Annotated in this window: 24 protein-coding genes; 8 read left to right on the forward strand and 16 right to left on the reverse strand. The window is 70.1% G+C overall.

The window, feature by feature from the left end:
* Positions 1 to 33 precede the first annotated feature (33 nt).
* Together manD and ACZZY9_RS02565 are read left to right on the forward strand one after the other, a co-directional pair.
* Positions 34 to 1,272, forward strand: a complete 1,239-nt coding sequence (gene manD / locus ACZZY9_RS02560; protein ID WP_463462860.1) for a D-mannonate dehydratase ManD — start codon at positions 34 to 36, stop codon at positions 1,270 to 1,272.
* Positions 1,273 to 1,469: 197 nt separating this feature from the next.
* A complete protein-coding gene (locus ACZZY9_RS02565) occupies positions 1,470 to 1,808 on the forward strand; it encodes a histone-like nucleoid-structuring protein Lsr2 (protein ID WP_463462861.1) in 339 nt (112 codons plus the stop codon).
* A gap of 54 nt (positions 1,809 to 1,862) precedes the next feature.
* Here ACZZY9_RS02565 and ACZZY9_RS02570 read toward each other — a convergent pair whose 3' ends face one another.
* Positions 1,863 to 2,510, reverse strand: a complete 648-nt coding sequence (locus ACZZY9_RS02570) for a hypothetical protein (RefSeq protein WP_463462862.1) — start codon at positions 2,508 to 2,510, stop codon at positions 1,863 to 1,865.
* 87 nt (positions 2,511 to 2,597) lie between these two features.
* Between ACZZY9_RS02570 and rplU the strand changes: the two genes are divergently transcribed.
* From rplU to ACZZY9_RS02590, 4 genes are all read left to right on the forward strand, one after another.
* Positions 2,598 to 2,909 (forward strand): 50S ribosomal protein L21, encoded by a 312-nt coding sequence (rplU, locus tag ACZZY9_RS02575; protein ID WP_192058016.1) that lies wholly within the window; start codon positions 2,598 to 2,600, stop codon positions 2,907 to 2,909.
* Positions 2,910 to 2,938: 29 nt separating this feature from the next.
* Positions 2,939 to 3,199 carry a 50S ribosomal protein L27 gene (gene rpmA / locus ACZZY9_RS02580; protein ID WP_192058019.1) on the forward strand — a complete coding sequence of 87 codons (261 nt, stop codon included), beginning with the start codon at positions 2,939 to 2,941 and terminating at the stop codon, positions 3,197 to 3,199.
* A 131-nt stretch (positions 3,200 to 3,330) separates the two neighbouring features.
* Positions 3,331 to 4,506 (forward strand): alcohol dehydrogenase catalytic domain-containing protein, encoded by a 1,176-nt coding sequence (locus ACZZY9_RS02585; protein ID WP_463462863.1) that lies wholly within the window; start codon positions 3,331 to 3,333, stop codon positions 4,504 to 4,506.
* Positions 4,507 to 4,733: 227 nt separating this feature from the next.
* Positions 4,734 to 5,717, forward strand: a complete 984-nt coding sequence (locus ACZZY9_RS02590) for a phosphodiesterase (RefSeq protein ID WP_463462864.1) — start codon at positions 4,734 to 4,736, stop codon at positions 5,715 to 5,717.
* Positions 5,718 to 6,134: 417 nt separating this feature from the next.
* On the opposite strand, the gene ACZZY9_RS02595 is transcribed toward ACZZY9_RS02590, so the two are convergent.
* Positions 6,135 to 6,959 (reverse strand): oxygenase MpaB family protein, encoded by an 825-nt coding sequence (locus ACZZY9_RS02595; RefSeq protein WP_463462865.1) that lies wholly within the window; start codon positions 6,957 to 6,959, stop codon positions 6,135 to 6,137.
* A gap of 38 nt (positions 6,960 to 6,997) precedes the next feature.
* Here ACZZY9_RS02595 and ACZZY9_RS02600 point away from each other — a divergent pair, with 38 nt between their 5' ends.
* Entirely contained in the window at positions 6,998 to 7,474 is a 477-nt protein-coding gene (locus ACZZY9_RS02600; RefSeq protein ID WP_463462866.1) for an NUDIX hydrolase, read from the forward strand.
* Positions 7,475 to 7,579: 105 nt separating this feature from the next.
* Here the strand turns inward: ACZZY9_RS02600 and ACZZY9_RS02605 are convergent, their stop codons facing one another.
* From ACZZY9_RS02605 to ACZZY9_RS02645, 9 genes are all read right to left on the reverse strand, one after another.
* On the reverse strand, positions 7,580 to 9,211 hold the full coding sequence (locus tag ACZZY9_RS02605; protein ID WP_463462867.1) for a stealth conserved region 3 domain-containing protein: 1,632 nt from the start codon (positions 9,209 to 9,211) through the stop codon (positions 7,580 to 7,582).
* A gap of 115 nt (positions 9,212 to 9,326) precedes the next feature.
* Positions 9,327 to 9,692 (reverse strand): DUF6804 family protein, encoded by a 366-nt coding sequence (locus ACZZY9_RS02610; RefSeq protein WP_463462868.1) that lies wholly within the window; start codon positions 9,690 to 9,692, stop codon positions 9,327 to 9,329.
* Between the two features lie 75 nt (positions 9,693 to 9,767).
* On the reverse strand, positions 9,768 to 10,352 hold the full coding sequence (locus ACZZY9_RS02615) for a GDSL-type esterase/lipase family protein (protein ID WP_463462869.1): 585 nt from the start codon (positions 10,350 to 10,352) through the stop codon (positions 9,768 to 9,770).
* A gap of 78 nt (positions 10,353 to 10,430) precedes the next feature.
* Positions 10,431 to 12,098: an SDR family oxidoreductase gene (locus tag ACZZY9_RS02620; RefSeq protein ID WP_463462870.1), complete on the reverse strand. Its 1,668-nt coding sequence runs from the start codon at positions 12,096 to 12,098 to the stop codon at positions 10,431 to 10,433.
* Positions 12,099 to 12,133: 35 nt separating this feature from the next.
* Positions 12,134 to 13,078 (reverse strand): bifunctional riboflavin kinase/FAD synthetase, encoded by a 945-nt coding sequence (locus ACZZY9_RS02625; RefSeq protein WP_463462871.1) that lies wholly within the window; start codon positions 13,076 to 13,078, stop codon positions 12,134 to 12,136.
* Positions 13,078 to 13,491 carry a hypothetical protein gene (locus ACZZY9_RS02630; protein WP_463462872.1) on the reverse strand — a complete coding sequence of 138 codons (414 nt, stop codon included), beginning with the start codon at positions 13,489 to 13,491 and terminating at the stop codon, positions 13,078 to 13,080. Before ACZZY9_RS02630 ends, ACZZY9_RS02625 begins: the two co-directional genes overlap by 1 nt.
* Before the next feature lie 58 nt (positions 13,492 to 13,549).
* Positions 13,550 to 13,918: a hypothetical protein gene (locus ACZZY9_RS02635; RefSeq protein WP_192058041.1), complete on the reverse strand. Its 369-nt coding sequence runs from the start codon at positions 13,916 to 13,918 to the stop codon at positions 13,550 to 13,552.
* A complete protein-coding gene (gene truB / locus ACZZY9_RS02640) occupies positions 13,915 to 14,817 on the reverse strand; it encodes a tRNA pseudouridine(55) synthase TruB (protein ID WP_463464628.1) in 903 nt (300 codons plus the stop codon). Before truB ends, ACZZY9_RS02635 begins: the two co-directional genes overlap by 4 nt.
* Before the next feature lie 43 nt (positions 14,818 to 14,860).
* On the reverse strand, positions 14,861 to 15,421 hold the full coding sequence (locus ACZZY9_RS02645) for a nucleoside/nucleotide kinase family protein (protein ID WP_463462873.1): 561 nt from the start codon (positions 15,419 to 15,421) through the stop codon (positions 14,861 to 14,863).
* 71 nt (positions 15,422 to 15,492) lie between these two features.
* Between ACZZY9_RS02645 and ACZZY9_RS02650 the strand changes: the two genes are divergently transcribed.
* Complete coding sequence (locus ACZZY9_RS02650) at positions 15,493 to 16,362, forward strand: HhH-GPD family protein (RefSeq protein ID WP_463462874.1); 870 nt, start codon at positions 15,493 to 15,495, stop codon at positions 16,360 to 16,362.
* Here ACZZY9_RS02650 and rbfA read toward each other — a convergent pair.
* From rbfA to ACZZY9_RS02675, 5 genes are all read right to left on the reverse strand, one after another.
* A complete protein-coding gene (gene rbfA, locus ACZZY9_RS02655; RefSeq protein WP_463462875.1) occupies positions 16,359 to 16,877 on the reverse strand; it encodes a 30S ribosome-binding factor RbfA in 519 nt (172 codons plus the stop codon). The genes ACZZY9_RS02650 and rbfA overlap by 4 nt on opposite strands.
* A gap of 101 nt (positions 16,878 to 16,978) precedes the next feature.
* Positions 16,979 to 19,774 (reverse strand): translation initiation factor IF-2, encoded by a 2,796-nt coding sequence (infB, locus tag ACZZY9_RS02660; RefSeq protein WP_463462876.1) that lies wholly within the window; start codon positions 19,772 to 19,774, stop codon positions 16,979 to 16,981.
* Between the two features lie 75 nt (positions 19,775 to 19,849).
* Entirely contained in the window at positions 19,850 to 20,152 is a 303-nt protein-coding gene (locus ACZZY9_RS02665; RefSeq protein WP_463462877.1) for a YlxR family protein, read from the reverse strand.
* 46 nt (positions 20,153 to 20,198) lie between these two features.
* The gene (gene nusA, locus ACZZY9_RS02670) at positions 20,199 to 21,188 is read right to left on the reverse strand and encodes a transcription termination factor NusA (protein ID WP_192058055.1); all 990 of its coding nucleotides are present in this window, start codon (positions 21,186 to 21,188) and stop codon (positions 20,199 to 20,201) included.
* 156 nt (positions 21,189 to 21,344) lie between these two features.
* A complete protein-coding gene (locus ACZZY9_RS02675; protein ID WP_463462878.1) occupies positions 21,345 to 23,108 on the reverse strand; it encodes a proline--tRNA ligase in 1,764 nt (587 codons plus the stop codon).

Consider the following 23,108-nt stretch of genomic DNA (forward strand, 5'->3'; position numbering starts at 1 on the left):
CGTCCGAGCATGGATTCGGTCGAAGGAGACGGAATGAGAATCGACAGCGCCGATGTGATCGTCACGAGCCCCGATCGCAACTTCGTGACACTCAAGCTGACGACCGACGAGGGGATCACCGGGCTCGGTGACGCCACGCTGAACGGCCGGGAGCTCGCCGTCGTCGCGTATCTCACCGAGCACGTCGTCCCGCTGCTCGTCGGACGGGACCCCGCCCGCATCGAGGACACCTGGCAGTTCCTGTACCGCAGCGCGTACTGGCGCCGGGGGCCGGTGACGATGGCGGCGATCGCCGCCGTCGACGTCGCCCTCTGGGACATCAAGGCGAAGGCCGCCGGCATGCCGCTCTACCAGCTGCTCGGCGGCGCCTCCCGGACAGGGCTGCTCGCCTACGGGCACGCCTCCGGCAAGGACCTCGAGGAGCTCTTCGACAGTGTCCGGGATCACCAGGAGCAGGGGTACAGGGCGATCCGGGTCCAGACCGGAGTGCCCGGGCTGAAGTCGATCTACGGCATCGCGTCCAACGCCACCTTCGACGCCAACACCGGGGTCCGCTACGACCACGAGCCCGCCCAGCGCGGGGCCCTGCCGAACGAGGAGGACTGGGACACCCGCTCGTATCTGCGTCACGTCCCCACCGTCTTCGAGGCGGTCCGCAACGAGTTCGGCCCCGAGATCCCCCTCCTGCACGACGGGCACCACCGCATGACGCCGATCCAGGCGGCCTCCCTCGGAAAGAGCCTCGAGCCGTACGACCTCTTCTGGCTCGAGGACGTCACCCCCGCCGAGAACCCCGAGGCCTTCCGCCTCGTCCGCCAGCACACGACGACGCCTCTTGCGATCGGCGAGATCTTCAACACCGTGTGGGACTACCAGCAGATCGTCCGCGAGCAGCTGATCGACTACGTGCGGAGCGCCGTGACCCACACCGGCGGCATCACGCATCTCAAACGAGTTCTCGAATATGCGGCGCAATACCAGATCAAGTCGGGCATGCACGGCCCGACGGACATCTCGCCCGTCGGGATGGCCGCCGCGATGCACCTCGGTCTCTCGATCCATAATTTCGGGATCCAGGAGTACATGAAGCACGGTGCGCGCACCGATCTGGTCTTCGACCAGGGGTTCACCTTCGTCGACGGCATGCTGCACCCGGGCGATCGACCCGGCATCGGAGTCGAGCTCGACGTCGACGAGGCCGGCCGGTATCCGTACGAGAAGGCCTACCTGCCCTACAACCGGCTGGCCGACGGCACGGTGCACGACTGGTGAACCGGAGAGGCCGCACCTTCGCGGAAGGACCTGAGCGGATATCCCCTCTACCCCGATTGGGAGAATGGCTCGTCGAATACGTCATTGCTTAGTGGATTCGTGAGAAAAGCTCCAGGTGCGATTATCACGGAAATAGGTCATAGTGAATCCGATAAGTCGCCTCTGTGATTTGTCTAATCGCCGAACAAAGGATTCCCGTGGCCCAGAAGACCTTTATCCAACTCATCGACGATCTCGACGGCTCGCCTATCTCCGATGGCGAGGGCCGCACTCTGACCTTCTCCCTCGACGGCGCCACATACGAGATCGATCTGCACGACTCGCATGTCGACGAGCTCACCTCCGCGCTCTCGCCGTTCCTCTCCGCCGGCCGCAGGACGGGGCGCAAGCAGACCCCGAGCCGGGGCCCCGCCGGCAAGTCGAACCCCGCCGAGCTGCAGGCGATCCGCGAGTGGGCGCGCGCGAACGGCCACGAGGTGTCCGATCGCGGCCGCGTCTCGGGTTCGGTCCGCGAGGCCTACGACGCCGCTCACTGATCCACCGGGGGCGCCGGCGGCCGGGTGGCGACCACCGGCCGCCGGCGCTCCCGTCTACGGGGTGATCGGTCGGGGCAGAGCGTAGACGCCGTGGCCCACGCGTTCGACTCGACCCTGCCTGGTCAGCACGCTGAGAGTGGAGAGCACACTGCTCCGCCGGTAGTCGGGCAGCGCCGCCGCGATCTCCGTCGTGCGGAGCTCGCCCGCCCGCAGCATCTCGGGGATGCGGTCGGCCAGCGAGTCGCCCGCACCGGCCCCGGCCTCCTCGGGACCGGGCGCGTCCGAACCGCTCCCGTGCGCCTCCTGCAGGTACTCCGCCCTCGCGAGGTCGACGCCCTCGGCCGACACGCGACTCGACGCCCCGTCGGAGCCGGACGCCTGCGCGTAGGGCGCCAGCGTCAGCGATCGCCCCACCCGGGCGTACACGGCCGACGGGCTGGTGCCCTGGTGCTCGGCGATCTCGGGGTACGAGGCGCCGCCCAGCAGAAGCACTGCCTCGCCCTCCAGCCCCAGCCACTGGCCCAGACTCGCGATCTCCCAGCCGGCCGTGGTGACGGCCGAGCCCCACACCTCGATGTCGTCGGCGTGCTCGGTCGTGATGCGTCGCAGGTCCTCCAGCAGGTCGACGAGGCGCTCTCGGGCGTCGTCGACGATCTCGGCGGTGAACTGAGGCGGCCGGCGAAGTTTGATCGGTCGTGACATTTGTGAAAGACTATCCAAGTTGCCCTCGTGGCACCACGACGTCGCTCGGCAGTCCGGGCGTCACACCCCCCTCACTTTGGAGTTCCCATGGCTTTCGCAATCGTGCGCGCCGGTGGCCGTCAGGAGAAGGTCGAGGTCGGAACGATTCTGACCGTCGACCGCCTCAAGGCCTCCACCGCAGACACCGTCTCGTTCGTCCCCGTCCTGCACGTCGACGGCGACACGATCCTCTCGGGCGACGACCTGGGCAAGGTGACGGTCGAGGGCGAGGTCCTGAACGACCTCCGCGGCCCGAAGATCGTCATCCAGAACTACAAGAACAAGACCGGGTACAAGCGTCGCATGGGCTTCCGTGCCGACCTCACCCGCGTCAAGATCACCTCGATCACGACCAAGTAGCACTGTAGAAGATCAGGAGCTGACAGCACATGGCACACAAAAAGGGCGCATCGTCCACCCGTAACGGCCGCGACTCGAACGCCCAGCGCCTCGGCGTGAAGCGCTTCGGCGGCCAGGTCGTCCTCGCCGGCGAGATCATCGTCCGCCAGCGCGGCACCCACTTCCACCCCGGCGCCAACGTCGGCCGCGGCGGCGACGACACCCTCTTCGCCCTCGCACCCGGCTCCGTCGAGTTCGGCAACAAGGGCGGCCGCAAGGTCGTCAACATCGTCGCCGCCGTCACCGCGTAGGTCTCGGCAGCACGCGCCTCGGGGCGATCGGACTTCGGTCCGGTCGCCCCGTTCCGCGTCCCGGCACGATGGAGGACGACCCTGTACCCCTCTGCCAGGTCACTCTGCGCCGCGGCGCGTACACGGGAGGGATGAGAGCACTCACCTACCAGTCGGTCACCAAAGTCTCGGTCGAGGACGTCCCCGACCCCCGCATCATCGACCCCACCGACGCCGTCATCAAGGTGACGTCCGCCGCCATCTGCGGCAGCGACCTGCACCTCTACGACGTCTTCGACTCGTACCTCGACAAGGGCGACGTCCTCGGACACGAGACCATGGGCGTCGTCACCCAGGTCGGATCCGCGGTCGGACGCGTCAAGGTCGGCGACCGCGTCGTCGTCCCGTTCGTCATCGCCTGCGGCGACTGCTTCATGTGCGACCGCGGGCTCTTCTCGCAGTGCGAGACGACCCAGGTCACCGAGTACGGCTCGGGCGCTACCCTCTACGGCTTCAGCAAGCTCTACGGCCAGGTGCCTGGCGGGCAGGCCGAGCAGCTGCGAGTCCCCCTCGCCGACGCCAACCTCGTCACGGTCGGGCACGACCTGCCCGACGAGCGGTACCTGTTCCTCAGCGACATCCTCCCCACCGCGTGGCAGGGCGTCGACTACGCGCAGGTCCCCGAGGGCGGCACGCTCGTCGTACTCGGGCTCGGACCGGTCGGGCAGTTCGCATCCCGCATCGGCGTGCACCGCGGCTACCGCGTGATCGGCATCGACCCCGTCCCCGAGCGTCGCGCCATGGCCGAGCGCCACGGCGTCGAGGTGCTCGACCTCACGAAGGACATCGCCGACGTCGTGTCCGGGATGACCGACGGCCGCGGACCCGACTCCGTCCTCGACGCCGTCGGCATGGAGGCCCACGACCACGGCGGAGTGAGCGCCGTGCAGAAGTTCGCCGCCGTCCTCCCCGACAAGGTCGGCCAGGCGGTCCTGCAGAAGGCCGGCCTCGACGCCCTCGGGGCCATGCACCTGGCCTTCGAGATCGTCCGCCGCGGCGGCACCGTGTCGCTCAGCGGCGTGTACGGTGGCACCGCCGACCCGACGCCGTTCCTCACGCTGTTCGACAAGCAGATCACCATCAAGATGGGCCAGTGCAACGTGCAGCGGTGGATGGACACCCTGCTGCCCCTCGTCGAGGACCCCGCCGACCCGCTCGGCACCATGGACCTCGTCACCCACCCCGTGCCGCTCGCCGAGGCCCCCGCCATGTACGAGCTGTTCAAGCAGAAGGACGACGGCTGCATCAAGGTGGTCCTGAAGCCCTGACCTGCAGGTCCCGGCACCGACGGCACCTCACGACCCGCGCCTCCTCGGGTCGTGAGGTGCCGTTCGTGCGTCGCCGGCCGACGGGAATACGACGAGTTAGCCGACAGTTCATCGAAACGCGCACCTGCGTTCATGACATTCGGAGCAATCCAGTGATGGACTGGGTGTCGAATCAACAACAAGGGTCTCGTCCCGAGCCCCCGTCGGCGACATCGAAGAGAGAACCAATGGATCTCCGGACGGCCGAACACCCCAGGCCGAACCACTTCATCCTGCACCTCAGCGACACGCACCTCGTCGGCGGTGACGGGGATCTCTACGGGGCCGTCGACAGCGAGGCCCGGCTCCGGCAGATCGTCGCCGAGATCGAAGCGTCCGGCAACAGCCCCGAGGCGATCGTCTTCACGGGCGATCTGGCCGACAAGGGCGAGCCGGACGCCTACCGGAAGCTGCGCGAGCTCGTCCAGCCGATGGCCGACCGTCTCGGCGCCCAGGTCATCTGGGCCATGGGCAACCACGACGAGCGCGGGGCCTTCCGGGAGCAGCTCTTCGGTCAGCTGCCGTCGCAGCGACCGGTCGACCTCGTCTACGACGTCCACGGTCTGCGGATCATCACCCTCGACACGACCGTCCCCGGGCACCACTACGGCGAGCTGTCGGGCGAACAGCTCGACTGGCTGGCGGAGGAGCTCAGCACCGACGCCCCCGACGGCACCATCATCGCCATGCACCACCCGCCCGTGCCGAGCGTGCAAGACCTCACCGCCCTCGTCGAACTGCGTGACCAGGCGTCGTTGGCCGAGGTCGTCGAAGGCAGCGACGTGCGGTCGATCATCGCGGGGCACCTGCACTACTCGACCAACACGGTCTTCGCGGGGATCCCCGTCTCGGTGGCCTCGGCGACCTGCTACACGCAGGATCTCAACGCCGCGGGCGGCGGCACCCGCGGACGCGACGGCGCCCAGTCGTTCAACCTGGTGCACGTGTACGAGGGCTCGGTCGTGCACTCGGTCGTGCCGATCGGCACCTACGAGACCGTCGGCGAACGCGTCCCGGCCGACGTCGTGGCCGAGCGCCTGGCACTCGCCGGGGTGCGCATCGCCCCGGCGGCACCGCGCCACCGGGCGACGGACACCGCGCCCGTGCAGCTGCCGCTCGCCGCTCCTGCTCGACAGGACTACGCCCTCACCGGCCCCATCGACACCCTGTAACGGCGGCGGGGGCGACTGCGGCGCCTCCGCTCGGCGCCTCCGCGGTCCATGCGGGTGCTGGCCCGTCCTGCTCCGTGCTGGTCGAGAATGCCATCAGCGCCGGTGCGCGTCGGCAACTCCTCACCTGTGCGTCGGCGCGAGTCGCCCGCCCCGAGGATGCGCGGGTCGGGTCGCGAACGGCTGCACGCGTGAGGAGTCACCGACGGCGCGCGGCCACACACGTGCTGAAACGGGCACGAGATCTCCGCAAGCGGCGGGTCGCGGCCTGTGTCGGCAACTCCTCATCCTTGCGCGCCGAGCCAGACCGAGCCCCTGAACGGCGGTTTTCACCAGCCGAACGGTGCAGGGGTCAGGAGTTGCCGACAGCGGGCGGCACAGCAGCGCGACCCCGACGCGGGCCCCCGGGTGTCTCGGGCCTCAGCCCCGGGGCGGCGCGGACGCCATCGCGGTGCGCATCCGCCGCAGGTACCCGTCTCTGAGCACATGGCGCAGTCGCGGCGGCAGATGCGGCACGACGGCCGACGCGACGCCCATCACCCGCGCGTACCGACGGGCGGACCGGGCGCTCCAGGGCAGGCCGAAGCGGAGCCGGACGGATTCGGGCAGCGACCCCAGCGTGACGCACCGCGCCACCGGCATGATCACGCGGAGCCACCAGGGCACGTTGACGGGGTGCAGCAGCTGGCGGGCCACGTCGCGAGTGACGTCGTCGACGACCAGTGCGTCGACCGCCTCCGCCCAGTACCGGGCGAAGGCCTCGCGGTCGGCGGGCCAGAGCTCGCGGGGCATCTGCAATGCCGTCCCCACGACGGCGTACTCCTGGTAGACCGAGTCGGCGACCTCGGGGGCCAGGGGCCCGTGCACCTGCTCGAAGATCGTCATCGCCGAGTCGTAGAGGGTCGCCGCCACCCAGAGCTGCGACGCCGGGTCGAACGCGTCGTAGCGCACCCCCTGGCTGCCGTCGGCGTGGACGGGGCGATGCGCCCGTCCGACCTCGCGGCGCACGTGCGCGCGCTCCGCGGGCGTGCCGAAGACGACGGCGTACAGGTAGGTCATGGTGCCGTGCAGCCTCGACAGGGGCCGGTCGACGAAGTCGCTGTGGTCGGCCACGCCATGCCCGACGGCCGGGTCGGCCAGTTGCAGCAGGATCGCCCGCCCTCCTCCGGCGAGCAGCACGGACTCCCCCGCCATGTCGCCGATGGTCCGCACATCGCTTCCGCGCAGTGTCCAGGGCAGCCTCATGCGGTCAGCCTAGAGGCCGCCCTCGGTAGGGTTCTCCCATGTCGACGCCTGATTTCGTCCTGTCCCTCCGAGAGAAGATCGGCACGGAACGGCTGTGGCTCTCGGGGGTGACGGCGGTCGTCGTCCGCGGCGACGACATCCTGCTCGTCCGTCGGGCCGACACGGGGGCCTGGACGCCGGTCACGGGCATCATCGATCCGGGTGAGCACCCCGCCGACGCGGCCGTCCGAGAGACCCTCGAAGAGGCCGGTGTCGTGGCCGTGCCCGAACGACTGGCCGCCATCGGCGTGACCGACGAGATCGTCTACGGCAACGGCGACCGAGCCCAGTACATCGACCACACGTTCGTCATGAGCCACCGTGCGGGCGAACCCCACCCGGCCGACGGCGAGAACACCGAAGCGCGCTGGTTCTCGACGACGGCGCTTCCTCCGATGAGCACCGAGATGACCCGGCGCATCGAGGCCGCGCTGTCCGACGAGGTGGCCGCTCGCTTCGGCACGACACCCGCCTGACCCGAGCCACTCGAGACGCGCAGGGCGCCCGAGCGACTCGAGACCCCCGAGGGAGCCGAGGAGGCGCGGGAGACCCCAGCAGACCCTGCCGGCCCCCAGGATCGTTCAGCCCTCGAGGCTGCCCTGCGCCCCGCCTGCGCGCAGTGAACGACGATCCTGTTCGGCGCTCTCGCGCGCGACGCGATCCATCTCGGCCTGCTCCCACGGGGCGGCGAACGGGTAGTACCGCTCGAGGAAGTCCGTCACCGTCGCGGTGCGCTCTTCGTCGCTGACCTCGGGGAAACTGCCGTCGTTGAGGCAGAAGAAGTCGTCGGACCGCTTCTTGAGGAGGTCGGACAACGAGGCGAGTCCCGAGACCATCGTCGTGTCGATGTAGCTGACGCGCGCGTTCTCTTGGACGATCGCCCGCCCGGTCATCAGCGAGTAGTAGTGGTACAGCGAGTTGGTGACGGAGATGTTCTCCTTCGCGCGGAAGGGACTCGCGGCCGTCGCGGCGAACTCGTCCGCGAACTCGTGCTCGAGCTCGTACATCACACTGCGTCGGAGGGGTGCTGCCGTGTGCTCGAGGTGCCGGGTGGTGACGCGTCCGAAGCGCTGCTGGAGCAGACGACGGTTGACCCGGGCGGCGTTCTCGAAGCCGCTGCGGTCGGGGTTGTTCAGACCGAGGCCGATGCGGGTGTCGGCCTCGATGAACTTCGTCACCGACCCCGGTGAGAAGAACATCGACGGCGCGACCGGACGACCGAAGAACATGTCGTCGTTCGAGTACAGGAAGTGCTCGCTGAGACCCTCGATGTGATGCAGCTGCGATTCGACGGCCTGCGAGTTGTGAGTCGGCAGGTGCGACAGGTCGGAGAAGAACTCCTCGCTGCGGACCACGCGCACCCTCGGGTGGTCGCCGAGCCACTCGGGGACGGGCGAGTCGGTGGCGATGTAGATGGTCCGCACCCAGGGGGCGAACATGTAGACCGAGCGGAGCGCGTACTTCAGCTCGTCGATCTGGCGGAACCGGGCCGGGGCGTCGTCGCCCTCGCCCACGACGTGCCGCTTGGCCTGCGCTGCACGGGCTCGCTGGTACTCGACGGAGTTCCCGTCGACCCAGGAGAAGATCAGGTCGATCTCGAACGTGATGTCGGTCGCGTGGTCGTCGAACATGTGCGCCAGGGTGGGCCACTCGAGCCCGAAGCGCTCGACGGTGCCTTCGACCGCCTCGTCGCGCGGAAGAGCGGTGCGCATCAGCGCGTTCTCGGTCGGGGCCAGGATCTCGTCGTCCGTGACGATCCAGAACTCGACCTGCACGGCCGTGCCCGCACCGTAGCGCAGGCGGCCGATGGGCTCGACCCTGGGCCGGTAGATCTTGAAGATGCGTTCGGACTCGACGTCGAGACCACCCTCGACGACCAGCACCGCCCGCGATTTGCCGGCCTTCGCGTAGAACGGCTCGGTCGCGGACGCCTCGACCATCGCGGTGACGAAGGCCTCACGGTGCACGATGTCGATCGCGATGACCGGACGGATGTCGTTGCCCCGCACGAGGAGGTACGGCACGTCGGCCTCGTCGAGGACCCGACGGAGGTACAGCAGGTCCTCGATCATCGACTGCTGCGGCGTCAGATGGCCGTTCAGCAGCGTGAACTGCCCCTTGCGGAGCACGATGTCGTCGCGATCGAGACCACCGGATCGGGGACGAGGGGTCAGGAGCGGACTCTCCGTCGTACCGGTGATCTCGGTGACCATTCAGACTCAACCTTCCGTGCGGGCCTCGGGTAGGCCGCTGCACCCTGGGGGAACATTTGATTTTAGCGGTAGCGCGCGGAATCCGCGCGGCGGACGGCCACGGGCGGGCCCGCCGTCAGCGACGACTGGTGGCCCGGCCGGTCGCGCCGGCCTCGTCGGTCGGCACCTTGACGACGACGCCGACCGCGATGAACACCCCCGCGGCGACGAACTGCAGCGCCGCCCAGGGCTGACCGGTGATCGGGATCACCACGACCGGGTTCCAGATCACGGCGACGGCCGCGAGGAGGGGCGTCGCCCACCAGGTGCGGCCGCGCACGGCGAAGACCAGCATGATCAGCGCCAGGATGGACACGACGTAGCGGAAGCCGATGAACAGCCCCGAGTCGAGCAGCACGACCCCGACGACGAGCGCCAGCGCCCCCAGCAGGCCGGGGGCCAGGGCGGGTCGGGTGAATGCGGGTGCGGTGGGCGTGGGCACGGAAGACCTCTCGATGGACCGCAGACGGCCTGCGGGCGTACCGATCGAGCTTATCGGGCGCCCCGGTGCCGGAACTCAGTCGATGTCGTACGGGATGTTGAGCACGCTGAGCGGCCGGCTCATCGGCGGTTCGTCGCGCAGACGCTCGAGACCCGGTCGCAGCTCGTCGAGCCAGGCCTCGTACCCCTCGGGGCTCAGCCGTCCGTTCTCGGTCGTGAATTCGGGCCTGATCGCCTCGCCCGCGTCGTCGGCGAGAGCCGGCCAGAGATCGAGGTACTGCGCCCGCACCGTGGACGAGAACTGACGGAGGTGCCGGTTGGCGTCGCGGATGCGCGGCGCGAGCTCGGCCCCACGAGGCAGGATCGACTGCAGCAGCAGTCGACTGCCCGGCAGCTCCCGCCGGAGCGTCACGAGCAGACTCTCGACCCCGCGCACGACCTGCTCGACGGACCGCCGGGCGGTGAAGTCGTTCGTGCCGATGAGGAGGACCACCGAATCGGGTTGCGCGGCGACGATCTGATCGACCCTCTCGGCCAGTGTGGCCGTGGTGTCGCCGTCGACACCGAGGTTCACGACGTCGTCGCCCGGGAACCAGGTGCCCCAGTCTCCGGCCCGGGTGACGTCGTCTCCGACGAACACCACTTTCTCATCGTTCGACATGTCCGACCTCTCTGTACAAAGCACTGTCGGCCCATGCTGTCAGCAACCGCTGGGAAGCGACAAGGAGGCGCGGCGCACTCACGCGACGCCGGTCGCGTCGGCCGGCCCCTGAGCCGACGCCGGGACGGACGACGCAGCGGTCGCCGAGGTCGACGCCCCGGCCGGAGCCACAGACCGCTCGGCGGCGTCCCTCTCGGCCGTGGCGGTGATGCGCTTGAGCATGCCGGAGAAGATCACCCCGTGGAACGGCAGGATGGCGAACCAGTACAGGCGCCCGCCCAGCCCCTGCGGGAAGAACACCGCACGCTGGCGGTAATGCGAACCGCCCCCGTCGACGGGAGTGACGGTCATGTCGAGCCACGCGCCTCCGGGGACCTTCATCTCGGCGCGCAGGCGCAGCAGCGTGCCGTGCTCGAGCTTCTCGACCCGCCACCAGTCGAGCGCGTCGCCGACGCGGAGGGTCGTCTGGCTGCGACGGCCTCGCCGGAGGCCCACCCCGCCCACGAGGCGGTCCATCCAGCCCCGCGCGGCCCACGCCAGCGGGAACGAGTACCAGCCGTTCTCGCCCCCGATGCTCTCGACGACGCGCCACAGCTCGGCCGGCGGCGCCGACGTCTCGGTCTCGCGATCGTCGGTGTAGACCGTGTGGCCCGACCAGTCGGGGTCGCTCGGCAGCAGGTCGCTCGGGGCCCCCGAGACGCTGCTGTCTTGCCAGCTCGTCTCGACGTCGCCGTCCTTCTCGCGCTGCAGGGCCAGACGGACGGCCACCCGGTAGCGCAGCAGACCGGCCGACGGCGGGGCGATGTAGCGGTCGATGTCGCGCTCGTGGACGACGCAGTCGTATTGCAGCGATGCGATGATCGGCACGGCCAGCGCACGCGGCACCGGGGTGACGAGGTTGACCCACTGCGAGGCGAGCCACGGCGTGAAGACAGGCAGCGACGCGATGGGGCGCTGCTTCAGCCCCGCTTCGAGCGCGTAGCCGTTCATCATCTGGCCGTAGCGCAGGACGTCGGGCCCGCCGATGTCGAAGGTCCGGTTGACGTCGGACGGCACGTCGGCCGCGCCGAGCAGGTAATGCAGCACGTCACGCACCGCGATCGGCTGGATGCGGTTGCGGACCCACTTGGGCGCGGGCATGTACGGGAGCACGTCGGTGAGGTGGCGGATCATCTCGAACGAGGCCGAACCCGAGCCGATCACGACGCCGGCCTGGAGGGCGACGGTCGGCACGCCGCTCGCGAGCAGGATGTCACCGACGTCTTTTCGTGACTGGAGGTGCTTCGACAGCTCGCCGTCGGGGTGCAGACCGCCGAGGTAGACGATGCGCCTCACCCCGGCCGCCGCCGCCGCGTCGGCGACCGTGTGAGCGGCCTGGGACTCGGCCTGCCCGAAGTCGCCCTTGCCGCCCATGGCGTGCGCGAGGTAGTAGACGACGTCGACGCCCGCCATCGCGGGCGCGACCGAGTCGGGGTCGGTGAGGTCGCCCTGAAGGATCTCGACATGTCGTGCCCAGGGGACGTCGACGAGCTTCTCGGGCGAGCGGACGAGGACGCGGACGTCCGCCCCGGCCTCGACGAGTCGCGGCGTGAGCCGACCGCCGATGTAGCCCGTCGCGCCCGTGACCAGCACACGGCGCCGCACCACGGCGCCGTTCACGTCGGTCGGGTCGTCGGACGGGTGGACGTCAGGCGCTGGATTCTCTGGCACGGCCCCACCGTACGCCGCACCCCCGACAGCGAGCATCGACCGGCGACGGGCGATCGAGCCGACGCGGCCGATCAGGCCGGGGCGGGGACCCCGAGGATCTCGCGCGTCCGTCTCACATCGGCGGCGATGTGCTCGATGAGCGCGTCGAGTCCGTCGAACCGGACGTTGCCGCGCACCCAGTCGACGAAGTGGACCGTCGCCTCGCGACCGTACAGGTCGAGGGTCACGTCGAGCAGGTGGGCCTCGACCTGCTTGGCGGGGACGCCGTCGAAGGTGGGGTTGTTGCCGACCGACACGGCCGCGGGGTACGTCACCCCGTCGATGACGACGCGTGCTGCGTAGACCCCGTCGGCGGGGACGAACCCCTCGCTGAACGGTGCGAGGTTCGCCGTGGGGAACCCCAGCTCGCGACCGCGCTGCTCGCCGTGCACGACGACGCCGCGGACGGCCGGATCGCGCCCCAGGAGATGACCGGCCTCGCGCACGCGCCCCGAGTCGAGCAGCTCGCGGATCCAGGTCGAGGAGGCGCGGCGCCCGCCCGCAGGACGCACGTCGTCGATCGACACGACCCTGAAGCCCCGCGACCCGGCCAGCTCTCGGAGCGTCGCGACGGAGCCGCTCCCCCGGACGCCGAACCGGAAGTCGTCGCCGACGAAGACCACCCGGGCGTGCAGGGCGCCCACGAGGATCCGGTCGACGAACTCGGTCGGCGTCAGCGCCCTGAGCTCGTCGTCGAACGGCAGCATCAGGGTCGCCGCCACCCCGGCCGCGTCGAGCAGCTCGCGTTTCTGGCGGTTGCTGACCAGAGCCGTCGGGACCCGGTCGGGCTGGAGGACGGCGAGGGGGTGACGGTCGAAGGTCACGACGGTGGCCGTCAGCCCCTCGGCGGCCGCGACCTCCTCGAGCAGGTCGATGACCGCTCGATGACCCACGTGCACGCCGTCGAACTTGCCGATGGTCACCGCGCTCGGTCCGAACCCCTCGGGGACGTCGGCCGCCGATCCGTAGAACTCCATCAGCGGGAGCCGCCGCGGGGTCTCGTGCGCGCCAGCCAGATCATGCCCAGCACGGGGAGGACGAGCGGGATGAAGCCGTACCCGCGACCGAAGAACGACCAGACGGTGTCGTCGGGGAACAGCTCGGGGTCGAGGGTGGTCAGCAGGCCGACGATCAGCACGCCGGCGAGCTCGAAGGCGATCGTGGCCCACGCGACCGCGTACGAGGTCCGCCCGCGGGTGATCAGCGACACGGTGGCCACGATGTAGACGACGGCCGCGAGGGCGCTCAGCGTGTAGGCGAGCGGGGCCTCGGAGAACTGCTCGAGGATCTGGAAGACCGAACGCCCGGTCGCCGCGAGGGCGAGCACGGCGTAGACGGCGATCAGGACGCGGCCGACACCGACCGCGCGCGTTGACTTCTGAGTGTCCATCACGACCAAGGATATGACTCGGGGTCGCCGTTCGACGACCGGGGAGGGAGGAGGGGGATCATGCCGTCTGCACCGTCCAGATCTGCAGCATCCGGTAGACCATGACCGCGACGGCGAAGACCGCGGCGGCCAGGACGACGTTGCTCCAGCGGGAACGGTCGACCAGCGCCCACACGACGGCCAGCGGCGGCAGCAGGATGGCGGAGATCAGATAGATGTAGAACTCGACCACGTTGCCGGTCGGGTCGTTGCCGGCGAAGGGCGCGACGATCGCCACCACCAGCTGCACGAGGAGCAGCACCAGGACGAGCGCGGTCGCGCCGACGGTGATGTCGTTCGGCAGGCGCCCCGAGAAGCCCGCGACGAGGCAGACGATGCCCGCCACGCAGGCGACGACGACCTGCACCCAGGTGAACCACTCGATCACAGGACGACCTCGTCGCTCGGGAAGTTGACGATGGGTCTCGCACGCCCGCCGCTCACCGAGACGAGCCCGGCGAGAGCGCCGTGAGGCGTGAGGGCCGCGATCGGCCCGTCAGCGTCGTCGAGCGCGAGGGCCACGCGCTTGCCGTGGCCGAGGTCGGTCGCCTCGTCGGCGGTCATGCGCCACACCGGGAACAGCGTCTCGGCGACGTCCGCCGGCGCGAGCAGGGCGGGTGCGACGTCGATGCCCTGGAGGACGGAGGCGCGGGTCACGTCGAACGGCCCCACGCGAGTCCGGCGCAACGCCGTCAGGTGCCCGCCGACGTGCAGTGCCGCGCCGAGGTCTCGGGCCAGGGCCCGGACGTACGTCCCCGACGAGCACGACACCCGCACGTCGAGGTCGCGGACGATCAGACCGTCGACCACGGTCTCTCGCCGATCGAGGACGGTGAACTCGGAGATCGTCACGTCGCGCGCCTTCAACTCGACCTCGACGCCCTCGCGGGCGAGGTCGTAGGCACGGCGACCGTCGACCTTGATGGCGCTGACCGTGGTCGGCACCTGGCTGATCGGACCGGTGAGGGCTGCGACGCCCTCGTCGATCGCGGCGTCGGTGACCGACGTGGCGGAGGCACGGCCGGTGACGTCGCCCTCGCTGTCGTCGGTGGTGGTCGACACGCCGAGGCGGATGGTCGCGTCGTAGCCCTTGTCGAGACCGACGAGGAACGTCAGCAGCCGTGTCGACGAATTGAGGCCGACGACCAGCAGACCCGTCGCCAGGGGGTCGAGTGTTCCGGCGTGGCCCACCTTGCGGGTTCCCGCCGCGCGTCGTACCCGGGCGACGACGTCGTGACTGGTGATGCCCTGCGGCTTGTCGACGAGGAGGATGCCGCTGTTCACCAGACGACGTTATCGCAGGTCGAGGCGACCCCGTGCCGCACCGTGCTCAGCATGCGTCGTCGAATCGGCGACGCGGATGCTCCGGATCGTCGTTGCCGACGACGGCGGAGGCCGTGGCACGACCCGCCGTGCGGGCGTCGCCCACCGACACCCACACCCGGTAGTGCCAGATGCCCGCCAGCCCGGGGCGGCTCATGTCGGTGCCGTCGACCACCAGGACGGCGTCGGCCGGACCCGTCACCCAGGCCGGCTCGAGCGCCCGGTCCGCCTCCGCGTCGAAGGCCGCCTCGACCCAGCCCATGCTGCCACCGAGGAGGAACGGCTCGACGAGCACTCGACGCAGGACGCTCTCGTCGAGCTCGGGTTCGGCGTCGCGGGGCGCCGACGCCGGTCGTCGGGAGAAGGCCCGGAGGGACGCGCGGAAGGCCGTGTGACCGGACTCGCGGATCGCCTCGGCGAGGTCGTCGGCGAAGGGGCCCACCCCCGGCTCACCGGCGGTGTCGCCGTCGACGGCGACGACGACCCGGCCTCGGCCGTAGTTGTGCACGATCTCGGCCGCGAGCTCGCGGAGGGTGTCTTTCTTGGCCGGGGCCCATCTGGTCGTCATGCGTCCACGCTACGCCGCACCTCCGACAACGAGCGGGGACGGCCGTCCGCCGACGCACGTAGGCTCGTCCGGTGAGCATCTCCCCCGCCGTCGCCGCGTGGTTCCGAGTCGAAGGCCGCGACCTGCCGTGGCGCCGCCCCGGGTTCACCGCCTGGGGCACTCTCGTCAGCGAGATCATGCTGCAGCAGACGCCCGTGGCCCGGGTCGTACCGCGTCTGGAGCTGTGGCTCGAGCGCTGGCCGACGCCTCGCGACCTCGCCGCGTCGCCCCCGTCGGAGGCGGTCCGCGCCTGGGATCGGCTCGGCTACCCCCGCCGGGCGCTGGCTCTCCACGCCGCAGCCGTCGCCATCGTGGAGCGCCACGACGGCGTCGTCCCCGAGGACGTCCCCTCCCTGCTCGCGCTGCCGGGCGTCGGCGACTACACGGCCCGGGCCGTCGCCGTGTTCGCCTTCGGACACCGCCACCCGGTGGTCGACACCAATGTCAGGAGGGTCCTCGCCCGTGCCGTCGAGGGTCTCGCCGAGCCGTGGGCCCCGAAGGCCGGCCGCGACCTCCCCCTCATGGAGGCGCAGCTGCCCGAGGACGCCGAGGAGGCGCGGGTCGTCAGCGCAGGAGTCATGGAGCTGGGTGCGCTGGTCTGCACGGCACGCTCCCCCCGATGCGACGCGTGTCCCCTGGTCGACCGGTGCGCATGGGTGCTGGCCGGACGTCCGGAGCATGTCGGCCCGCGCCTCCGGGGCCAGGCGAGGTTCGAGGGCTCGGACCGTCAGGTGCGGGGCCTCATCATGGCCGAGCTGCGCGCCAGCGACGTACCCGTGTCGCAGACGGAGCTCGACGCCGTCTGGGCGGACGCTGTGCAACGCGAACGCGCCCTCGCCGGCTTGATCCGTGACGGACTCGCCACGGGGTCGACCGACGAGGGCTACGTCCTCGCCGACTAGCGGTTCGGGGCGTCGGATCCGTCGGGGTCGCCCGAGGTCGGCGTGACGGACGCCGCGTCGTCGTCCGCGTCGGGGTCGTCCTCGTCGTCGTCGAGATCGCGGGGCTTCACGTACGGGTCGGCGTCACCGGCGAACTCTGCGGACGAGGCCATCGTCTGGCTCTCGTGATCACGCTGTCGCGCCTCCTGCAGGAGACGATCGATCGATGCCGCGTTCTCGGGCAGGGCGTCGAGGATGAACTCGAGGCTCGGCGTCAGCCGCGCCGTGATGTTCTTGCCGACCTCGCTGCGGAGCATGCCGGTGGCCGACTTGAGTGCGGCGCCGGTGTCGCGACGTTCTTCGTCGGTGCCGTAGACCGTGTAGAAGATCGAGGCGTGCTGCAGGTCGCCGGTCACCTTGACGTCGGTGATCGTGACGAAACCGAGGCGGGGGTCTCTGATGCCGCGTTCGAGACGTCGGGCGACGATCTCCTGGATGCGGTCGGCCATCTTGCGGGCGCGTTGCGCGTCGACCATTGTGAGCTCCTTCGTGCTGTTCGCCGTCGTGGCGAGAGGGGTGAGGCCCCGCCCCGACCGTAGTCGGAGCGGGGCCTCGTGTGCTGCGATGACGCCGGGGGTCAGACCCGCGGCTTCTCGACCATCTCGATGGTCTCGATCTCGTCGCCGATCTGGATGTCGTTGAACTTGCCGAGACCGATACCGGCCTCGAAGTCCGTACGGACCTCGGTGACGTCGTCCTTGAAGCGACGGAGCGAGTCGATCGCCAGGTTGTCGCCGACGACGACGCCCTCGCGGATGACCCGGGCCCGGGCGTTCCTGGTGATCGTTCCGGAGCGGACGATGACACCGGCGATGTTGCCGACCTTCGACGAACGGAAGATCTCGCGGATCTCGGCGACACCGGACTGCTTCTCTTCGAACTCGGGCTTGAGCATGCCCTTGAGCGAGTTCTCGATGTCTTCGAGCGCCGCGTAGATGACCGAGTAGAAGCGGACGTCGACACCCTCGCGAGCAGCGCGCTCACGAGCCTTCGTGTCGGGTCGCACGTTGAACCCGATGATGACCGCGTTGTCGACGGTCGCCAGGTTGACGTCGCTCTCGGTGACCGCACCCACACCGCGGTGGATGATGCGCAGCTGCACGCTGTCGTCCACCTCGATCTTGAGCAACGACTCCTCGAGCGCCTCGACGGCACCCGACACGTCGCCCTTGATGATGATGTTGAGCGCTTCGACCTTGCCCTCTTCGAGTGCGCGGGTGAAGTCCTCCAGCGAGATGCGCTTGCGGGCCTTGGCCAGCGAGGCGTTGCGCTCGACGGCTTCGCGCTTCTCGGCGATCTGGCGGGCCGTGCGGTCCTCCTCGGTGACGAGGAAGGTGTCGCCGGCTCGCGGGACGCTCGACAGACCCTGCACCAGCACGGGGCGGCTGGGGTAGGCCTCGAGGACGGCCTCGCCGTTCTCGTCCATCATCGCTCGGACGCGGCCGTAGGCCGTGCCGGCGACGATGGCGTCTCCGACGCGCAGCGTGCCCGACTGGATGAGCACCGTCGCGACGGCACCGCGTCCCTTGTCGAGACGGGCCTCGATCGCGACACCACGGGCGTCCTTGTCGGGGTTCGCCCGCAGGTCGAGACCGGCGTCCGCCGTGAGGAGGACGGCCTCGAGCAGCGCGTCGATGTTCTTGTTGTCGCGCGCGGACACGTCGACGAACATGACGTCTCCGCCGTACTCCTCGGCGACGAGGCCGTATTCGGTGAGCTGCTGACGGACCTTGGCCGGGTTCGCACCCTCTTTGTCGATCTTGTTGACCGCGACCACGATCGGCACGTTGGCCGCCTGGGCGTGGTTCAGCGCCTCGACCGTCTGCGGCATGATGCCGTCGTCGGCCGCGACCACGAGGATCGCGATGTCGGTGACCTGCGCACCGCGGGCACGCATGGCGGTGAACGCCTCGTGACCGGGTGTGTCGATGAAGGTGATGGCGCGCTCGACGCCCTCGTGCGGTGCCCAGACCTGGTAGGCGCCGATGTGCTGGGTGATGCCACCGGCTTCGCCGGCGACCACGTTCGCATTGCGGATCGCGTCGAGGAGTCGCGTCTTACCGTGGTCGACGTGACCCATGACCGTGACGACGGGAGGACGGATCTGCAGGACGGACTCGTCCTCGTCCTCGAGCTCCTGCTCGAGGTCGATGTCGAAGCCCTCGAGGAGCTCCTTGTCTTCGTCTTCCGGCGAGACGACCTGGATGTTGTAGCCGAGCTCTTCGCCGAGGACCTGGAAGGTCGCCTCGTCGAGCGACTCGGTCGCCGTCGCCATCTCACCGAGGTGGAAGAGGACGGTCACCAGGTTGCCGGGGCTCGCGTCGATCTTGTCGGCGAAGTCGCTGATCGAGGCACCGCGACGGAGACGGACGATCGTGCTGCCGTCGCCACGGGGGACGCTGACGCCACCCAGCGACGGAGCCGAGCGCATCTCGAACTCGGCCCTCTTCGTCCGCTTCGACTTGCGGGCCTTGCTCTTGCCGCCACCGCGACCGAAGGCACCGGCCGTGCCGCCACCGGGGCCACGACCGCGACCGCCGCCGCCACCGGCGGGACGGGGCGGGCCGAAGCCGGGACGGAATCCGCCTGCAGCGCCGGGAGCGCCGCCACCCGGACGCTGGAACCCGCCACCGGCGCCGCCGGGACGGGCACCCGCACCGGCGGGACGCTGGCCGAAGCCGTTGGGACGGGGGCTGGCGCCGACACCGGGGCGAGGTGCACCGGGACGAGGGGCGCCGGGACGCGGAGCCATCGGGCGGGGGCCTGCTGCGCCACCGGGACGCGGCATGCTGCTCGCCGCACCGGAGCCGGCGGGTCGGGGGGCGCTCGGCCGACCCATGCCCTGGTTGCTCGCGAACGGGTTGTTGCCGGGGCGGGGTGCGCCCGGGCGGGGTCCGCCGGGCTTGGGGCCGGCGGCACCGGGTGTCGCGGCGTCGGCCGCGGGCGCGGCCGTGTCGTCTTTCGCCGCAGCGGCGGCGGCGCGCTGCGCCTCGGCCTGGGCCTGGCGCTCGGCGACGGTCAGCGGGGCGACGGGTGCCGGAGCAGCCTCGACGTCGGGTTCGGCGACCGGGGCGGCAGCCGGTTCGGGCTCGGCCACCGGGGGCTTGGGAGCCGCGGGACGGGGACCGCCGGGCTTGGGCGCCGACGAGGCCGGAGCCTTGGGGGCCGCCGCAGCGGCGGGTGCGGATGCGGCCGGGGTGGCGGCGGGCTTGGCGGCGCCGGCGAATGCCTGACGCAGCTTGCGAGCCACGGGGGGCTCGACGCTGGAGGACGGGCCCTTGACGAACTCGCCCATCTCCTTCAGCTTCTCTAGTGCGGTCTTGCTGTCGATCCCCAGCTCACTGGCGATCTCGTGTACGCGTGGTTTAGCCACAGTTCTCCTGTCTCGGGCTCCTCCCGAGACGGGAAGAGCCTTCAGTTCTGGACGGGTCTCATTTCGAGCCGCTCATTAGTTGTCCATGTGCCGTTCAGCCTGTTCTGTCGTGGCTACTGGTCGTGCAGCGGTGATCCGCGTGAAAAAGGCGCGGAGCTCGTCGATGTCGGGTTCGGAGTCGAGGCGGAGTGCACGGCGGAAGGCCCTGCGCTTCGCTGCCGACTCGAACGCGTCGATCGACGGCGTCAACCACGCACCCCGCCCGGGGAGCGACGCGGTCGGGTCGACCACGAGGCGTCCGTTTCGGGCGACGACCCTCACGAGTGAGGATCGCGGAGCGCGCGCTCGAGTACCGATGCACGTTCTGACGGGTTCCACCTTACCCCCTCGGGTCGTCGGATACGAGACGCCCGGTCTCGGCGATTCAGTCGTCTTCGAGGATGCTGTCGGGCTGGATGTCGATCCGCGCGCCCGTGAGCTTCGCGGCCAGGCGGGCGTTCTGGCCCTCCTTGCCGATGGCGAGCGAGAGCTGGTAGTCGGGCACGAGCGCGCGGACGGCCTTCGTCGCCTTGTCGATGACGAACGCCGACGACACCTTGGCCGGCGACAGGGCGCTGGCCACGAAGACGGGCAGGTCGCTCGAGTAGTCGACGATGTCGATCTTCTCGTCGTTCAGCTCGGTCTGCACGGCACGGACGCGCGCGCCCATCTCGCCGATGCAGGCGCCCTTGGCGTTGACGCCGGCCTCGGTGGCGCGCACGGCGATCTTGGTGCGGTGACCGGCCTCGCGGGCCAGCGACACGATCTCGACGACGCCGCTCGCGATCTCCGGCACCTCGAGCGAGAACAGCTTGCGGACGAGCGAGGGGTGCGTGCGCGAGACCGTGATCTGCGGCCCCTTCGTGCCCTTGCTGACACCCGTCACGTAGACGCGGATGCGCGACCCGTGCACGTACTTCTCGCCCGGCACCTGCTCTTCGGGAGGCAGGATCGCCTCGATGGTGCCGAGGTCGACGTGCACCATGCGGGGGTTGGGCCCCTGCTGGATGACGCCGGCGACGATGTCGCCCTCCCGGCCCTTGAACTGCCCGAGCACCTTGTCGTCGCCGATGTCGCGGAGACGCTGGTTGATCACCTGCTTGGCGGCGAACGCGGCGATGCGACCGAAGTCGCTCGGGCTGTCGACGGACTCGCCGACGACCTCGCCCTCCTCGTCGCGCTCGATGGCGAAGACGGACACGTGGCCGGTCTTCCGGTCTAGTTCGACGCGAGCAGCCGGAACGCGGCTCTCGGGCTGGTCCGTGTGCTTCAGGTAGGCCGTGAGGATGGCCTGCTCGATGATGCCCACGAGCTCGTCGAAGGGAATTTCACGCTCGCGCTCCATGAGGCGCAGCACACTCAGGTCGATGTCCACTGAGGGCCTCCACTATTCAGATCTGCAGGCTGCACGCGCGGTGGCGCACACAGCATCCCCCTACGGTACCCGAGTGAGGGGCGACCGCGGGACGGCCGGCTCGGCCGACCCTCGCCTCCCGGGCTCGGAGCCGAGGAGGCGCGGGTCGACCGCCGCTCAGACGGCGCGGGGAGCCGAGAGGGTCGCGACCGCCTCGGCCACGGGCACCGGGGTCCGCTCGCCGGTGCGGCGGTCCCAGAGCTCGACGATCCCCTCGCCGGCGGAGCGGCCGACGACGACGATCTGCGGGACGCCCAGCAGCTCGGCGTCGCCGAACTTGACCCCGGGCGAGACCTTGGGACGGTCGTCGTAGAGGACGTCGAGACGATGCGCCTCGAGATCGGCGGTGAGCTTCTCGGCGACCTCGAACACGACCGGGTCTTTGCCGGTAGCGACGACGTGGACGTCGAAGGGCGCCACGTTCGCGGGCCAGACGAGCCCCTTCTCGTCGTTGTTCGACTCGGCGATGACGGCCAGGATTCGGGTCACGCCGATGCCGTACGAGCCCATCGTCACCGTGGCCTGCTTGCCGTTCTCGTCGAGCACCTTGAGCCCCAGCGCCTCGGCGTACTTGCGACCCAGCTGGAAGACGTGGCCGATCTCCATGCCGCGCGCCGTCTCGATGGGACCGGAGCCGTCGGGAGCGGGGTCGCCCTCGCGCACCTGCGCGGCCTCGATGACGGCGTCGGGGGTGAAGTCGCGACCGGCGACCAGACCGGAGACGTGCACGCCCTGGCGGTTCGCCCCGGTGACCCACGCGGAGCCCTCGACGACACGGGGGTCGACGACGTAGCGGATGCCCGAGTCGGACTCGAGTCCGAGCACCTGCGGGCCGAGGTAGCCCTTGACGAGAACGGGGTTCTTCGCGAAGTCGGCGTCGCCCGCCGCGTCGACCTCGGCCGGTGCGAACGCCACCTCGAGTCGCTTCATGTCGACGTCGCGGTCGCCGGGCAGCCCCACGACGACGAGCTCGCGCGAGCCGTCGAGGTGGCTCAGCGCCACGACGACGTTCTTGAGCGTGTCGCCCGCCGTCCAGTCGCGGCCATCGGCCCGGGGGTGGCCCTCGTTGAGCTGGTCGACGAGCGACGCGATCGTCGGCGTGTCGGCGGGCTCGAGCTCGCGCGCCTCGGGCAGCCCCTCGAGGGCGATCGACTCGGGCACGACGGTCGTGAAGGCCTCGACGTTGGCCGCGTACCCGCCTGCCGAGCGCACGAAGGTGTCTTCGCCGACGGCGGTCGGGTGCAGGAACTCCTCGCTGCGCGAGCCCCCCATCGCGCCGGCGTCGGCCTTGACGATCACGTACTCGAGACCGAGTCGCGTGAAGATGCGCTCGTAGGCGTCGCGCTGGGCCTGGTAGCTCGCGTCGAGACCGGCGTCGGAAACGTCGAACGAGTAGGCGTCCTTCATGGTGAACTCGCGGCCGCGCAGCAGACCGGCACGCGGACGCGCCTCGTCGCGGTACTTGTCCTGGATCTGGAAGAGCGTCAGGGGCAGGTCCTTGTACGACGAGTACAGGTCTTTGACCAGCAGCGTGAAGGCCTCTTCATGCGTCGGGGCGAGCAGGTAGTCGCCGCCCTTGCGGTCTTGCAGGCGGAACAGCGCATCGCCGTACTCGACCCAGCGGCCGGTGACCTCGTAGGGCTCGCGGGGCAGCAGAGCGGGGAAGTGCACCTCCTGTGCGCCGGCGGCGGTCATCTCGTCGCGGATGACGGCCTCGATCTTGGCCTTGACCCGGAGACCGAGCGGCAGCCAGGCGAACACGCCCGGGGCCTGGCGTCGGATGTAGCCGGCGCGGACGAGGAGCCGGTGGCTCGTCACCTCCGCATCGGAGGGATCTTCACGGAGGGTGCGGACGAAGAGCTGGGAGAGGCGTGTGGACAC

The sequence above is a fragment of the Frigoribacterium sp. AC394 genome (assembly GCF_979258095.1).